The sequence below is a fragment of the Oceanobacillus sp. M65 genome (genome assembly GCF_052246275.1).
GTDB classification, from domain to species: Bacteria; Bacillota; Bacilli; order Bacillales; family Amphibacillaceae; genus Oceanobacillus_B; species Oceanobacillus_B jordanicus.
This window is the reverse complement of record NZ_JBQQCJ010000002.1, coordinates 676,898-691,922: the sequence shown is the minus strand read 5'-3', so window position 1 is coordinate 691,922 and position 15,025 is coordinate 676,898. Positions and strand designations below refer to the sequence as shown.

Genomic DNA, 15,025 nt, shown 5'->3' with positions numbered 1-15,025 from the left:
CGCTCTTCTTCCAAACGGAATTTGAGCGATTTTTTTAGTTTTAATGTTTTATGAAGAAAAACAAAACATATCACAATTTTAATTATAATAAGCCACAGCTATAAAAAACATCTTATTTATATCTTTATATCCCCATAATCTTCATGACGAAGTCAAATAGGAATAGAGCTGCTATAATTATTAAAGGAATCGAAAGTTCTTTTGGTTTGCCAGTCGCTATTTTTACAATAGGATATGCGATAAAACCAAAAGCCATACCATCTGCTATACTGTAGGAGAATGGAATCATCGCTACAATAAGCAGTGCCGGAAGGCTTTCTGACAAATCACTTACACGTATGTGTCGAATGTTTTGTACCATTAGAAAACCGACAATAATTAAAATCGGACTTAAAGCAGAATTTGGTATCATTGTAATAAAAGGAATTAAGAACAATGTTGCCAAAAACAACAGACCTGCTGTTATTGCTGCTATTCCAGCTCTTCCCTTTGAAGCAATGACAGCTGCATTTTCAGCAGCCGAAACTGTTGGTGAAGTCCCTAGAAAAGCAGAAGCTACCGTAGAGAAGGCTGTTGCCTTGTATGCTTTGTCGTATGCTTTTTCCTTATCAAGCATTTGTAGCTGCCCGTTTAGTAATCCCATATTTTCAAATATGAGAATGATTGCTAAAGGAAAAACTGCCAGCCAGAAACTCAAATCCCCGATTGCTGAAAAGGATGGTAAGAAAATAACTTCTTTCGGATCCACATGAAGCGCATTGCTTCCATTTTCCAAGACTCCAAAAAGTGAAGCGAGGATAGTGCCAGCAATCATAGTTACAAGAAAGTTTGCAGGTACATTTCTGACGAAAAGAAAAATAGCCAGAAATAACGTAAGCAAACTAACAAGAACTGTTGGTGAGGTGAAATCGCCAAACGCTAGAATAGTGTTTTGACCATTGACCACAAGTCCACTTTTCTCTAAGCCAATTAGAATTAAGAAAAAACCAAGCCCAACAGTGATGCCATGCTTTAATGAATCTGGTATCGCTTCTTTGAGAAGTATTCCCAGTCGGCTGAAAGCAGTTAGCAAAAATAACAAGCCAGCAACAAGCACAACTGCTAGTCCTTCTTCAAATGTAAGGTTGGTTCCTTCGACAATGGAGTAGGCAAATAAAGCATTAATACCCATGCCTGGTATCAGGATCAAAGGAACACCTGCATACACTCCCATTAACATGGTACCTAAAAAACTAACGAGAATAGTGGCAATCATACCAGCTTCCAGAGAAACTCCAGCCTCGCTTAGAATGGAGCCATTTACTACAACAATATATACGGTGGTTAAATATCCAATTAACCCAGCAACAATTTCTGTACGAAGACTAAGTTTCTCTTTTTTATCTGGTCTTTCATTCGAAAAAGCCATGATATCTCCTCATCGTACTTACATCCCTCTCCCACCCGATTATGGCAAGGAAGATGAGTACTGCTGAAGTTTCCTTCAACTAATTACTCTGTCGTACTTTGCCTGTAATCCACAAATGATTATTCTACACTTTTTTGTTATAATTTACAATAGAACGATAACCTATACGTTAAAATGGCGGTGAGATAATGAAATATAATTCAGTCTTTGATATTATTGGTCCGGTGATGATTGGGCCGTCAAGTTCACATACAGCAGGTGCGGCTCGCATTGGGAAAGCTGCACGAAATCTATTTGGTCAAGAGCCAACATGGGCAAAAATACATCTCTATGAGTCTTTTGCCAAGACCTATAAGGGTCATGGCACAGACTTTGCGCTTGTAGGCGGGTTACTTGGCTATGAAGCCGACGATAAAAGGATTAGTAAATCACTAGAAACAGCGAAGGAACGCAATATAACTGTTGAATTCATCGAAGATAGCGCTGCAGTGAGTCATCCCAATACAGCTAGATTAATTATTGGGAATGCATCTGGATCACTTGAGCTTGTCGGTATATCAATTGGTGGCGGTAAAGTGGAGATTACGGAGCTAAATGGTTTTGATCTGAGGCTATCAGGAAATCATCCAGCTATCTTGATTATGCATAATGATCGCTTTGGTGCCATAGCCTCTGTTACAAGGATATTAGCTAAATACGAAATAAATATTGGACATATGGAAGTTAACCGTAAAGATGTTGGAAAAGAAGCGTTGATGGTAATTGAAGTAGACCAAAATGTGGAGGATGCTGTTCTGAAGGAATTAGAAAGCGCTGACCATATAGTAAGAATAGCAAAAATTGACAGCTAGGTCTGTCGAGAAGGAGGGATCCACGTGTTTCGAACAGTAAAGGAATTAGTGGAGATAGCTGAAACGGAAGAAATACAATTGTCCGAAGTCATGATAAGACAGGAAATGGACGTGAAAAATAAATCCCGTGAAGAAATATATGAGGAAATGGAAAGAAATCTTCAGGTAATGGAAAAGGCGATCGAGGATGCGTTGCAAGGAGTTCAGTCGGTTACTGGCCTTACAGGCGGGGATGCGGTTTTAATTCAAAAGTATATGAAAGAAAAAAATCCGCTTTCAGGAAATTTAATGCTTGATGCAGTAAGTAAAGCGATGGGCACAAATGAAGTAAATGCAGCCATGGGTACAATTTGCGCTACTCCTACTGCGGGTAGTGCGGGCTGTGTGCCAGGCGCGCTTTTTGCTGTGAAAGAGCAGTTAAACCCAACTCGCGAACAAATGATTCGCTTTCTATTTACAGCGGGAGCATTTGGCTTTGTTGTTGCAAATAACGCTTTTATTTCAGGGGCTGCAGGAGGCTGCCAAGCAGAGGTAGGATCAGCCGGTGCGATGGCAGCAGCAGCTATAGTTGAAATGGCTGGCGGTACTCCGCAGCAGTCTTCAGATGCTTTTGCAATGACACTGAAAAATATGCTGGGCTTGGTTTGTGATCCGGTTGCAGGTTTGGTTGAGGTTCCTTGTGTTAAACGTAATGCAGCAGGCTCATCCTTAGCAATTGTCTCAGCGGATATGGCCTTAGCCGGTGTAACAAGTCGTATTCCGTGTGATGAAGTAATAGGCGCCATGTACCGAATTGGAAAGCAAATGCCTTCTAGTTTAAGAGAAACAGGGGAAGGCGGGTTAGCGGATACGCCGACTGGACGGTTATTAAAAGAAAAAATATTTGGTATGTCTGTATAGGAAGTGTTAGTCATATGCTGAATGAATCTATAGAAGCTTTAAAAGGTGTTGGTGAGAAGTATGCCGAGTCACTGGCATCTCTCGATATAAAAACAATTGAGGATTTGATGTATTATTTTCCATACCGTTTTGATGTGTTTGAAGTTAAGCCGCTTGCTGAACTGGTACATGATGACAAGGTAACGATTGAGGGAAGGGTAGTACATGATCCTTCCCTCTCTTTCTTTGGGAAAAAGAAATCGCGTTTATCCTTTACACTAGAGGTAGAAAATATAGCTGTGAAAGCGGTCATGTTTAATCGTGCCTTTGCCAAAAAACAGATTAATGCAGGAGATACGGTTACCTTGGTGGGAAAATGGGATGCCCATCGCCTACAAATAACCGTAAGTCAATATAAAAAAGGACCGGCAGCTTCACAAGCAGAAATTCAACCGGTTTACGCTGTGAAGGGTGATATTACGCCATTTCGCTTGAAAAAAACAGTGAAAACAGCACTAGAAGCCTACGGAGATCAGTTGGACGAAATATTGCCAGAAAACTATTTAAACGCGTATAAGCTTCCGGATAGAAAACAGGCTGTTACCTCCATGCATTTTCCGGCCAATAGGTTGGCTCTTAAACATGCGCGTAGGAGGTTTATATACGAAGAATTTCTACTCTTTCAACTTAAAATGCAACTTTTACGAAAATGGAAAAGGGAAGCAACGGATGGCAATGCACAGCAATATGACAAACAACAGGTTGAAGATTTTATTGACTCGTTTCCATTTCCGTTAACAAATGCACAACAGAAGGCATTGGGGCAAATCTTAAACGATATGCGTTCGCCATATCGAATGAGTCGTATGCTGCAAGGAGATGTAGGTTCAGGTAAAACGGCTGTTGCCGCCATCTGCTTACTGGCATCCATTACTGCAGGAAAGCAAGGCGCTTTAATGGTACCAACAGAAATTTTAGCAGAGCAGCATTATCAGTCTTTATGTCAATTGTTTGGGGAACGTGCAAACATCACCTTATTAACTGGTTCTGTAAAAGGGAAAAAGCGAAAAGAAGTATTGCAGGCTATTGCAGAGAAAAAAGTGGATATTGTGATCGGAACGCACGCTCTTATTCAGGAAGAGGTCACCTATCACAACCTAGGTTTTGTCATAGTTGACGAGCAGCACCGATTTGGAGTAGCTCAACGACGGATGTTAAGAGAAAAGGGCCTTTACCCTGATGTGTTGTTTATGACGGCAACACCGATCCCTCGTACACTTGCTATCACGGCATTTGGTGATATGGATGTATCCGTTATCGATGAAATGCCTGTCGGAAGAAAAGAAATTGAGACTTATTGGACGAAAGAAAATACGTTAGACAGAGTACTTCGTTTTATTGAAAAACAAGTAGCAGCAGGAGAGCAAGCTTATGTCATTTGTCCGCTAATTGAAGAGTCGGACAAGCTAGACATCCAAAACGCTGTAGAATTACATCAACAACTGGAAGCATTTTATCCTCCTGAGGTAAAGGTAGGTTTGATGCACGGACGCCTACATACAGATGAAAAGGATGACGTCATGCAACAGTTTTCAAGAAATGAAATCCAAATTCTTGTCTCCACAACAGTTGTTGAGGTAGGTGTAAATGTTCCAAATGCAACCATTATGGTAATTTATGATGCGGAACGTTTTGGGCTTTCCCAATTACACCAGTTGCGTGGTAGAGTCGGTCGGGGAGATAAGCAAAGTTATTGTATATTAATTGCTGATCCAAAGGGTGAAGTAGGAAAAGAACGTATGCGTATTATGACAGAAACTACGAATGGATTTGAGCTATCGGAAGAGGACTTGAAATTAAGAGGGCCAGGAGATTTCTTTGGTAGGAAACAAAGTGGGATGCCGGAATTTAAAGTTGCTGATATGGTCCATGACTACCGTGCTTTAGAAACTGCCCGAAATGACGCTCAGGAAATCATCGAGCAAGGAATGTTGGATACAAATCCTGCTTTTTCTGCACTGAAAAGTATACTGGAAAAGGACGCTGCACTCACGGATAAATTAGATTAGATCCTTGCATAAATGCACAAGGTATTATATATTACTATTAGGACCAAGTCTTAATATGTAGTTTCTACGTAATTAATTCGATGTGGACGGTGTATCAATGCGAAGAACGAAAACAGAACGCCAGCGGATGCTGAAAGAAACAATTGAACAAACACCTTTTATCACAGATGAAGAGCTTTCAAGGAAATTTTCTGTTAGTATCCAAACAATTAGGCTGGATAGATTGGAGTTATCGATTCCAGAACTGCGCCAGCGTATAAAGTCGGTTGCGACGGATCAGTGGAATGAAACGGTAAAAGCTCTACCGCTAGAGGAAGTCATTGGTGAAGTTATTGACCTTGAACTAGATCAGCGGGCTATCTCTATTTTGGATATTAGCAGTGATCTTGTATTTTCAAGAAATAAAATAGCGCGCGGACATCATTTGTTTGCCCAAGCTAATTCACTTGCTGTTGCCGTTATCAATGATGAACTTGCCCTAACTGTTAAAACTGAGCTTAAATTCATTCGTCAGGTCAAACAGGGAGAACGGGTGATAGCAAAGGCTACGGTAGAAGGTAAAGATGATAGTGGCAAGTCAATTGTTCACGTTAACAGCTTTGTAGAAAACGAACTGGTTTTTACAGGTGTATTCCATATGTACCAAACTAGTGGACACAAAGGAGAACAAGATGATGAGATTAGCAATTGATGCAATGGGTGGAGATCACGCACCAGAAGAAATCGTACGTGGTGCTATCAAAGCAGTTTCTGAAATTGACAATTTGCATATCACGTTATATGGTGATAAAGCAAAAATTAACCAATATTTATCTGCGAACGAAAATATTGATGTTGTACATACAACCGAAGTTATAACAAGCGATGATGAACCAGTAAGGGCAGTACGTAAGAAAAAAGATGCTTCTTTAGTGGTAATGGCGAAAGCAGTAAAACAAAACCAAGCAGATGCGTGTATCTCTGCGGGCAATACTGGTGCCTTAATGAGTGCAGGTTTATTTGTCATTGGTAGAATCCCGGGGATTGAACGACCAGCATTAAGTCCAACGCTTCCAACACTTGATGGAAAAGGATTTTTGCTTTTAGATGTAGGGGCGAATGTTGATGCGAAGCCTTCACATCTTTTACAATACGCCATAATGGGCTCTGTATATGCACAGAAAGTTAGAGGGATTGCTGAACCAAAGATTGGTTTGCTTAATGTTGGCACAGAGGACGGCAAGGGAAACGATCTGACAAAACGAGCTTTTTCTCTCATGAAGGAAGCACCAATTAACTTTGTTGGCAATGTAGAGGCGCGTGATTTATTGTCAGGGATAGCTGATGTTGTTGTTACGGATGGATTTAGTGGGAATGTTGCTTTAAAGACGATCGAAGGAACTGCTGAATCAATGTTTTCTATGCTCAAGCAAGTGTTTATGGGATCGTTCAAAACAAAACTTGCAGCCGGTGTAATGAAAAAGGATTTAACTGAACTGAAAAATCAACTTGATTACTCAGAATATGGTGGAGCTGGATTGTTTGGACTTGGTGCACCTGTTATTAAAGCACATGGTTCATCCAATAGCAGAGCAATATTTAATGCGATAAAGCAAGCGTGCCATATGGTGGAATTTAATGTGACAGACACGATAAAAGAAACAATTGAAGCAATGGAAATAGATAAGGAGGATAACGTATGAAAAAAGTAGCATTTATGTTTCCGGGACAAGGGTCACAGGCTGTTGGAATGGGAAAAGATATCTTTGATGAGTTTTCCGATGTGCAACAGTTGTACCAGGAAGCTGATCAAGTACTGAATAAAAATCTGTCCAAATTAATGTTTGAGGGACCAAAAGATGAACTAACTGAAACAGAGAACGCACAGCCTGCCCTCCTTCTATCAAGTATTGCTTTGCACTCGTTATTGCTTAAAGAAGAAATCCAGCCCGTAATGACTGTTGGACACAGTTTAGGCGAATATAGCGCATTAGTTGCTGCGGGCGCTTTATCTATTGAAGAAGCATTGCCGTTAGTAGCTACTAGAGGTAGGTTAATGGAAGAAGCCTTTCCTAAAGGACAAGGTACCATGGCGGCGGTTTTAGGTCTTGACGAAGAGGCAATTGCTACAACGCTTGCCAAAGTGGAAGATGAAACAGTTAATATCGCTAATCTGAATTGTCCAGGGCAAGTGGTTATCTCAGGCTCACAGGCAGGTGTAGAGCTAGCTACGTCTCTTCTAAAAGAGCATGGTGCTAAACGGGTGCTTCCTCTTAATGTGAGTGGGCCATTCCATTCCACATTAATGCAACCAGCAAGTGAAGCATTTTCTAAGTACTTGGATGAAGTGAAGATCAACGATGCTTCTATCCCTGTATACGCAAATGTCTCTGCCGCTCCTGTAACCGAAAGTGGGAAGATTAGAGAATTATTAATTGAACAATTATATTCACCAGTTCGCTTTGAAGAATCTATTCGCCATATGCTTAATGAAGGCGTAGATGCATTTGTTGAAGTAGGAAATGGTAAGGTGCTAAGTGGTCTTGTGAAAAAAATAGATAAAAGCGTTAAGACATTTGCTGTACAAGATACAGCATCCCTTCATGAATTTATTTCGTGGTATAAGGAGGAAGCATAATGTTACAAGGGAAAAATGCCTTAGTAACCGGGGCTTCGCGTGGTATTGGACGGGAAATAGCTTTGGAACTGGCAAGACAAGGAGCGAATGTTGCCGTTAATTTTTCTGGTAACGAAGCAAAAGCTCAGGAAGTCGTTGAAGAGATTAAAGCAATAGGCCGTAATGCTATTAAGGTACAAGCAGATGTAGCAAATGAAACAAGTGTTAAAGAAATGGTTAAAGAGGTTATCGGTGAGTTTGGCACCTTAGATATCCTTGTCAACAATGCTGGTGTAACCAGAGATAATTTATTGATGCGTATGAAAGAAGAAGAATTTGATCAGGTTATTAACACAAATCTTAAAGGCGTATTTATTTGTACTAAGACGGTAACACGTCAGATGATGAAACAAAAATCTGGCCAAATCATTAATGTTTCATCCATTGTTGGAGTAAGTGGTAATCCTGGACAAGCTAACTATGTAGCTGCAAAAGCAGGCGTGATTGGCTTAACCAAAACAACCGCTAAGGAACTTGCTTCACGTAATATTCGTGTTAACGCGGTAGCTCCAGGGTTCATATCAACTGATATGACAGATGCATTGACCGAAGAACAGCAAGCAGGAATGCTAGACATGATTCCACTAGGAAAATTAGGGAAGCCTGAAGAAGTGGCCAAAGTTGTTCGATTCCTTGCTTCAGAAGATGCTTCTTATATTACTGGGCAGACCATTCATATCGACGGTGGAATGGTTATGTAATAAATCAAGTGACTTTCTTTGAAAGGAGGTGAAGAGAGAATGGCAGACGTGTTTGATCGTGTAAAAGCTATTATCGTAGATCGTTTAGACGTTGACGAGTCAAAAGTAACGATGGAAGCTTCATTTAAAGATGACCTAGAGGCGGATTCTTTAGATGTAGTGGAATTAGTTATGGAACTGGAAGACGAATTCGATATGGAAATCGCTGACGAAGAAGCTGAAAAAATTAATACAGTGGGTGACGCTGTAAACTACATAAACAGTTTATAGTCCCACAAACCTAAAAATTATAAAAAAATTGAAAGTCTCGCGTTTTAGCGGGACTTTCGTATATAACAACAAACTTAGGGGGTGAAAATGAATGGAAATCGCGCAATTAGAAAAAGAATTAGCTATACGGTTTGACAATCATGAGCTGATTAAACAAGCCTTTACACATTCATCTTATGTGAATGAGCATCGTAATGAAACGGTTGTGGATAACGAACGTTTGGAATTTTTGGGAGATGCTGTACTTGAACTTGGTGTATCACAGTATCTTTTTAAGGAAAATGAAGAAATGCCAGAAGGAGAAATGACAAAGCTCCGAGCAGCAATTGTTTGTGAGCCATCCTTAGTAAATTTTGCGAGGGATTTAGATTTTGGTAAGTTCATTCGTCTTGGCAAAGGGGAAGAACAAACTGGTGGAAGAGAACGGCCGGCCTTACTGGCAGACGTTTTTGAAGCATTTCTGGGAGCACTTTATTTGGATAAAGGCTATTCAGAGGCATTAGCCTTTTTGGAACGTCACGTCTTTCCGAAAATCACTACAGGTGCTTTTTCGCATGCGATGGATTATAAGAGCCAATTACAAGAGCTTGTACAACAATATAAACATCAAACGATTACGTATAGGATTATTGATGAAACAGGGCCTTCCCATGACAGGGAGTTTTTAGCCGAAGTACAGATAAGTGAGAAGGTTACAGGAACAGGTAAGGGAAGAACAAAGAAAGAAGCCGAGCAAAGAGCAGCAAAGGCTGCCCTAGACAAATATCAACCATAGTATAAGTAAAGCAAAGGCCGTTCCGGGAAGCGCATCCTTTGCACTTTCATCCAATTTGAAAAGGCTGTGAGATTTATTTGCTCACAGCCTTTATCTGGTTTATTAGTTTTTTCTTACGGAACGTAATTCTTCAATAAATGCCTGTGCCTCTGATGCACTTAGACGCCCTTTTTGGACAACAATTTCATACATCAGTTTCAGGTCATCGTATTTATTCAAATCATAATCTTCCGGATCCAAAATTGCTCGGTTAACTACATCAAGCCGTTCTCCTAATTGTTCTAGAATGAAAGACATATTTTCTTTGTTTGGATTTTCTAAATTCATAACAACACCCCGTATAATTAGTTATCTCATTTTCTTTTTATCATAACATAATTGAACACGTTGAAGTACAAAGATTGCGATTATCCTATGAATGAACATTCGAACATTATCCTTTTTTTCCTTCTAAACATGTCAGTATGCTATGATTGTGGTAAAATAAATGCGGTAAAAAACTACATAATAACATGACAAGCATATAAAAGACGCTTTCGCTATTCTGGTAGCTGGCACTATAAAGGGAATTTATAGTAGCCTAAAAATCGATTGACAACAGAAAGCAATGATGAATTTCTAATACGTAACGTAATGGTGTTTTATATAAATGTACGTGTTCAATAAAGAGGACGAAAAGCCGGTAGGTAAAAAGGCAATGCTATTAGAAGCATAGAGGATATGGAGTTTGACTTTAAAACTGGTAAATGCTAGACAGATTATATTAATATCAGTTTCTAAAAACCTTCCCATTTACCTTTTGCGCGGTTTTTCAAATAGGAGAATGTATATGTATTTAAAAAGGCTGGAGAGTGTTGGCTTTAAGTCATTTGCTGAACGAATCTCAGTGGACTTTGTTCCAGGAGTTACGGCAGTAGTAGGGCCAAACGGCAGCGGGAAAAGTAATATAACAGATGCGATTCGCTGGGTACTGGGCGAACAATCAGCTAAATCACTGCGCGGATCTAAAATGGAAGATATTATTTTTCAAGGTAGTGATTCTAGAAAGGCATTGAACGTTGCAGAGGTAACCCTTGTGCTTGATAATCAGGATCAAGCATTGCCGGTTGATTATGAGGAAGTAAGTGTTACAAGAAGGGTTTACCGATCAGGGGATAGTGAATTTTACATGAACAAACAAGCCTGTAGGTTAAAGGATATTGTTGATCTGTTTATGGATTCAGGGCTTGGTAGGGAAGCCTTTTCTATCATTAGCCAGGGGAAAGTCGAAGAAATATTGAGCTCTAAGGCTGAAGAAAGACGTACTATCTTCGAAGAGGCTGCAGGTGTACTCAAGTACAAGCAAAGAAAGAAAAAAGCAGAATACAAACTGGCTGAAACGCAGGAGAATCTTAATCGTGTAGAAGATATTATTCATGAAATAGAGCAACAAGTAAACCCATTAAAGGCTCAGGCTGATAAGGCAGAAAAATATGTGAGTTTAAAGGAAAAGTTAAAACAAGAAGAAATTGCTTTTCTGATTACCGAAATTGAAAACTTGCATAATGAATGGAAAAATTTGCTTGATGACGTAGAAAAAGATAAACGTATTGAGACGGAAATGAAACGAAACATTCAGCAAAAAGAGGCTGCAATGGAGGAAGAACAACAGGCAATAAACCGGTTGGACAACAAGATTGAAAAAATGCAAGCCCAGCTTCTTTCTGCTACAGAAGAGCTTGAGAAGAATGAAGGGAAAAAGCAGCTGCTTTCTGAAAGATCGAAGCATTTTTCTGAGAATAAAGAAAAACTCGAAGTACAAAAACAAGAGTCCTCTACTCGTGTTGGAACATTGCATGATCAATTGGTTGTAGAACGAAAAAGTTTACATGAGCTTCAGGAATTAAGAAAAGAAACGCTGAAACGTGTTAAACAGTTAGAAAAGGATTTAACAACAAACCAAGAGGACATAGCAGAAAAAATTGAGGATTTAAAATCAGAATACATCGAGTACCTTAACAAGCAAGCAGCAAAACGAAATGAAAAACAGTCCATTGCCCAACAGATGCAACAAATGAACGGCAAAAAGGATAAGCAGGATGGGAAATTTCAAGACCTTGTTAAATCACGGCAAGCACTGCTTGGCAGTCTAGAAGTATTTGAAGTCGATTATCAAAAACAGGAAAAAGACGTCAAAGATCATAAAACGGAAATCGAATCGATTAAGACAGAGCTACGAAATGCTAGAAACACGTTTCAAGAACAGCAGACAAAGCTTTATCAAGGGTATCAGTATATTGAAAAATTGAAATCAAAAAAAGAAATGCTTGAGGAAATGAAGGAAGATTTCCAAGGCTTTTTCCAAGGCGTAAAAGCAGTTTTGAAAGCGCGCGAAGAGAAACAGCTACAAGATATTCACGGTGCGGTAATAGAGCTTGTTGATGTGCCTAAGAAATATATTACAGCAATGGAAACAGTATTGGGAGGGCAATCACAGCATATTGTGGTCCAGCATGACCAAGCTGCCCGCAGAGCAATCTCCTGGCTCAAACAAACAAATAATGGACGTGCTACTTTTCTTCCAATGGAGTCCATTCAAGAGCGCTTTGTTTCAAAGGATCTGTTAACAAAAATTGAGAATCATCCTGGCTTTATTGGAGTAGCTTCACAGCTTGTTTCTACAGAGCCTGCATATCAACGTGCTGTCAACCACTTGATGGGTCACGTTATTATAGCGAACACGTTAAAAGATGCAAATGACATTGCGCAACAGGTTATGCGTAGGTACCGTATTGTGACGTTGGAAGGTGATGTGGTAAACCCAGGGGGTTCCATGTCAGGTGGTGCACAGAAGAAGACGAACCAATCCCTTTTCTCCCGGGAACAAGATTTACAAGAAATGACAGAAAAACTAACTGCTTTCCAGGAGAAAACCATTGCATTTGAAAAGCAGGTTGCAGAACAAAAAGCAAACGTTGCTAAGCTTGAAAAGAAACTTCCTAGTAAAGAAGAGGAGTTATCCAAAAAGCAGAGACAATTGCAGGAGACACATGCTCAGTTACGTGAATTGCAATTAAAAAAAGAAACGCTTGATGAAAACTTAACGATTTATGATCAAGACAAACAACAGTTTAATGAGGATACAGAACATTTCCAGGAACGAGAAGAAAAGCTAACAGAGGAATTGACACAGATAAAGAACGCATTAGAAAACATACAGTCGGAAATCGATCAGCTATCAAGCAAAGAAGCTATTATGAAAGAGAATCATGGGGAGATGCAACAAGAGCTTCATGAAAAACAAGTGCTGTTAGCTGAGCAGGAAGAGCGATTGAAAAATCAGCGGGAGAAGTCAGACAGTGTTGAAAAGCAATTATCTGAAGCAAAGCAGCAGTATGACCGTTATGCTGGCGAACTAAATGAATTATTGGAATACGAACTGTCAGAGGAAAGTGAACAAGAGATTGAAACCACAATTGATCGAAAAAGCAAAGAAAAACAAAATCTCACAGCCGATATACAAACAGAGCGTTCTGCACGTCAAAAACGTACACAATTACTGCAGGAAAAGGATAAAGAGCTGAAAGAAGAGAATTATGCACATCAAGAGCAAGTAAAGCGGATAAATGAACAGGAAGTGAAAGTTAACCGAGTTGATGTTGATTTAGAAAATCGCCTTTCTCATTTACAGACAGAATATACCATTACATTCGAAAAAGCGCAGGCATCCTATGAGCAGGCAGAGGATATGGAAGCAGCCAAAGCAAATGTACAGCAATTAAAACAGGAAATTGACCGATTGGGCACGGTAAACCTTGGAGCGATTGAAGAGTATGAACGAATTTCAGAGCGCTATTCCTTTCTAACAGATCAGCAAGCAGACCTTGTGGAAGCTAAGCAAACACTGTATGCAGTTATTGCTGAAATGGATGAGGAGATGAAAAAGCGCTTTGACGATACGTTTTCCAAAATTAAAGCAGAGTTTACCGAGGTGTTCCGCAAGCTGTTCGGTGGAGGCAATGCTGAATTGAAGCTCACAGATCCAAAAAATCTGTTGGATACAGGGGTGGACATTATCGCGCAACCACCTGGTAAGAAACTCCAACACCTTGGTTTATTATCTGGTGGTGAAAGGGCATTAACTGCTATTGCTTTATTATTTGCTATTCTAAGGGTGCGTCCTGTTCCTTTCTGTGTATTGGATGAAGTAGAGGCAGCCTTGGATGAAGCAAACGTCGCTCGTTTCGCGAAATACGTAAATCATTACAGTAAGAACACGCAATTTATCGTGATTACACATCGACAGGGTACAATGGAGGAAGCTGATGTGTTGTATGGTGTTACCATGCAAGAATCAGGCGTCTCTAGACTGGTTTCTGTCCGGCTTGAAGATACGAAAGCATTAGTTAAATCATAAGGGGGGTACAATCATGGGTTTTATGGATAAATTTAAAAACCGTTTTAAACAAGACGAGAACGCAGAAGAAGTCTCTACGAAATATAAAGAGGGAATGAAAAAATCACGCCAAACCTTTTCCGGGAAAATTAATGATTTAATTGCACGTTATCGAAAAGTAGATGAGGACTTTTTTGAGGAGCTTGAGGAGGTTCTTATTTCTGCTGACGTAGGTGTAACCACTGTTATGGATCTGGTGGAAGAACTTAAAATGGAAGTAAAGCGACAAAACATTAAAGATACAAAGGATATTAAGGAAGTCATCTCTGAAAAGCTTGTCGAAATTTATTACGGTGATGATGACGAAAAGATTGAGGGCTTAAAACTAGATAAAGAAGATCTTTCTGTTATTTTGGTCGTTGGTGTGAACGGGGCTGGAAAGACCACTTCCATCGGCAAACTTGCGAATCAGTTAAAGTCACAAGGCAAAAAGGTTGTTCTAGCTGCAGGGGATACGTTTCGTGCAGGAGCGATTGAACAACTGGAAGTATGGGGAGAACGAGCAGGCGTAGATGTCATTAAGCAAGGGGCAGGAAGTGATCCTGCAGCTGTTATCTTTGATGGCATAAAATCAGCGAAGGCTAGAAATGCAGATGTGCTAATATGTGATACAGCTGGTAGGCTGCAAAACAAGGTTAACCTAATGAATGAGCTTTCTAAAGTGAAGCGTGTGATCGAGCGAGAAGTGCCGAATGCGCCCCATGAAGTACTCCTCGTTCTTGATGCCACAACAGGTCAGAACGCGCTTAACCAAGCGAAGACATTCTCGGAGGCAACGAATGTGTCCGGGATTGTTCTAACAAAATTGGATGGTACTGCAAAGGGTGGAATTGTGTTAGCGATCCGTAAAGAACTCAATATTCCTGTGAAGTATGTAGGTCTTGGTGAAAAAATAGATGATCTTCAAGAATTTAATGCTCACGCGTTTGTTTATGGTTTATTTGCCGATATGCTTGAAGAAACAGAATAGAAGATGGCTTG

13 protein-coding genes are annotated in these 15,025 nt (G+C 40.0%); 11 read left to right on the top strand and 2 right to left on the bottom strand.

Going from position 1 to position 15,025, the window contains the following annotated elements; genetic code table 11:
- Positions 1 to 124 precede the first annotated feature (124 nt).
- Positions 125 to 1,408: an NCS2 family permease gene (locus ACTWPF_RS11125; RefSeq protein ID WP_106896619.1), complete on the bottom strand. Its 1,284-nt coding sequence runs from the start codon at positions 1,406 to 1,408 to the stop codon at positions 125 to 127.
- A 188-nt stretch (positions 1,409 to 1,596) separates the two neighbouring features.
- Here ACTWPF_RS11125 and sdaAB point away from each other — a divergent pair, with 188 nt between their 5' ends.
- The 9 genes from sdaAB to rnc all read left to right on the top strand — a co-directional run bounded on the left by sdaAB (position 1,597) and on the right by rnc (position 9,609).
- A complete protein-coding gene (gene sdaAB, locus ACTWPF_RS11120; protein WP_106896620.1) occupies positions 1,597 to 2,259 on the top strand; it encodes an L-serine ammonia-lyase, iron-sulfur-dependent subunit beta in 663 nt (220 codons plus the stop codon).
- Between the two features lie 24 nt (positions 2,260 to 2,283).
- Entirely contained in the window at positions 2,284 to 3,159 is an 876-nt protein-coding gene (gene sdaAA, locus ACTWPF_RS11115) for an L-serine ammonia-lyase, iron-sulfur-dependent, subunit alpha (protein ID WP_106896621.1), read from the top strand.
- Between the two features lie 14 nt (positions 3,160 to 3,173).
- Positions 3,174 to 5,207: an ATP-dependent DNA helicase RecG gene (gene recG / locus ACTWPF_RS11110; RefSeq protein WP_443149165.1), complete on the top strand. Its 2,034-nt coding sequence runs from the start codon at positions 3,174 to 3,176 to the stop codon at positions 5,205 to 5,207.
- Positions 5,208 to 5,304: 97 nt separating this feature from the next.
- Positions 5,305 to 5,898 (top strand): transcription factor FapR, encoded by a 594-nt coding sequence (gene fapR, locus ACTWPF_RS11105; protein ID WP_106896623.1) that lies wholly within the window; start codon positions 5,305 to 5,307, stop codon positions 5,896 to 5,898.
- Positions 5,882 to 6,889 (top strand): phosphate acyltransferase PlsX, encoded by a 1,008-nt coding sequence (gene plsX / locus ACTWPF_RS11100; protein WP_443149254.1) that lies wholly within the window; start codon positions 5,882 to 5,884, stop codon positions 6,887 to 6,889. The genes fapR and plsX overlap by 17 nt, the downstream gene beginning before the upstream one ends.
- The gene (fabD, locus tag ACTWPF_RS11095; protein ID WP_106896625.1) at positions 6,886 to 7,824 is read left to right on the top strand and encodes an ACP S-malonyltransferase; all 939 of its coding nucleotides are present in this window, start codon (positions 6,886 to 6,888) and stop codon (positions 7,822 to 7,824) included. The genes plsX and fabD overlap by 4 nt, the downstream gene beginning before the upstream one ends.
- Entirely contained in the window at positions 7,824 to 8,564 is a 741-nt protein-coding gene (fabG, locus tag ACTWPF_RS11090; RefSeq protein ID WP_443149164.1) for a 3-oxoacyl-[acyl-carrier-protein] reductase, read from the top strand. Before fabD ends, fabG begins: the two co-directional genes overlap by 1 nt.
- Positions 8,565 to 8,603: 39 nt before the next feature.
- Positions 8,604 to 8,834, top strand: coding sequence for an acyl carrier protein (acpP, locus tag ACTWPF_RS11085; protein ID WP_036573112.1), 231 nt, complete (start codon positions 8,604 to 8,606; stop codon positions 8,832 to 8,834).
- Positions 8,835 to 8,925: 91 nt separating this feature from the next.
- The gene (rnc, locus tag ACTWPF_RS11080; protein WP_106896627.1) at positions 8,926 to 9,609 is read left to right on the top strand and encodes a ribonuclease III; all 684 of its coding nucleotides are present in this window, start codon (positions 8,926 to 8,928) and stop codon (positions 9,607 to 9,609) included.
- A gap of 102 nt (positions 9,610 to 9,711) precedes the next feature.
- Here rnc and ACTWPF_RS11075 read toward each other — a convergent pair whose 3' ends face one another.
- Positions 9,712 to 9,936: a DUF1128 domain-containing protein gene (locus ACTWPF_RS11075; RefSeq protein ID WP_106896628.1), complete on the bottom strand. Its 225-nt coding sequence runs from the start codon at positions 9,934 to 9,936 to the stop codon at positions 9,712 to 9,714.
- 502 nt (positions 9,937 to 10,438) lie between these two features.
- On the opposite strand from ACTWPF_RS11075, the gene smc reads away from it, so the two are divergent.
- Together smc and ftsY are read left to right on the top strand one after the other, a co-directional pair.
- Positions 10,439 to 14,005: a chromosome segregation protein SMC gene (gene smc / locus ACTWPF_RS11070; RefSeq protein WP_443149163.1), complete on the top strand. Its 3,567-nt coding sequence runs from the start codon at positions 10,439 to 10,441 to the stop codon at positions 14,003 to 14,005.
- A 13-nt stretch (positions 14,006 to 14,018) separates the two neighbouring features.
- On the top strand, positions 14,019 to 15,014 hold the full coding sequence (ftsY, locus tag ACTWPF_RS11065; RefSeq protein WP_443149162.1) for a signal recognition particle-docking protein FtsY: 996 nt from the start codon (positions 14,019 to 14,021) through the stop codon (positions 15,012 to 15,014).
- The last annotated feature ends 11 nt before the right edge of the window (positions 15,015 to 15,025 follow it).

What these genes read in the sequence shown, in the direction of transcription:
- ACTWPF_RS11125 (WP_106896619.1), bottom strand. Translation starts at nt 1,408, where the DNA reads ATGGCTTTTTCGAATGAAAGACCAGATAAAAAAGAGAAACTTAGTCTT.
- sdaAB (WP_106896620.1), top strand. Translation starts at nt 1,597, where the DNA reads ATGAAATATAATTCAGTCTTTGATATTATTGGTCCGGTGATGATTGGG.
- recG (WP_443149165.1), top strand. Translation starts at nt 3,174, where the DNA reads ATGCTGAATGAATCTATAGAAGCTTTAAAAGGTGTTGGTGAGAAGTAT.
- fapR (WP_106896623.1), top strand. Translation starts at nt 5,305, where the DNA reads ATGCGAAGAACGAAAACAGAACGCCAGCGGATGCTGAAAGAAACAATT.
- plsX (WP_443149254.1), top strand. Translation starts at nt 5,882, where the DNA reads ATGAGATTAGCAATTGATGCAATGGGTGGAGATCACGCACCAGAAGAA.
- fabD (WP_106896625.1), top strand. Translation starts at nt 6,886, where the DNA reads ATGAAAAAAGTAGCATTTATGTTTCCGGGACAAGGGTCACAGGCTGTT.
- fabG (WP_443149164.1), top strand. Translation starts at nt 7,824, where the DNA reads ATGTTACAAGGGAAAAATGCCTTAGTAACCGGGGCTTCGCGTGGTATT.
- acpP (WP_036573112.1), top strand. Translation starts at nt 8,604, where the DNA reads ATGGCAGACGTGTTTGATCGTGTAAAAGCTATTATCGTAGATCGTTTA.
- rnc (WP_106896627.1), top strand. Translation starts at nt 8,926, where the DNA reads ATGGAAATCGCGCAATTAGAAAAAGAATTAGCTATACGGTTTGACAAT.
- ACTWPF_RS11075 (WP_106896628.1), bottom strand. Translation starts at nt 9,936, where the DNA reads ATGAATTTAGAAAATCCAAACAAAGAAAATATGTCTTTCATTCTAGAA.
- smc (WP_443149163.1), top strand. Translation starts at nt 10,439, where the DNA reads ATGTATTTAAAAAGGCTGGAGAGTGTTGGCTTTAAGTCATTTGCTGAA.
- ftsY (WP_443149162.1), top strand. Translation starts at nt 14,019, where the DNA reads ATGGGTTTTATGGATAAATTTAAAAACCGTTTTAAACAAGACGAGAAC.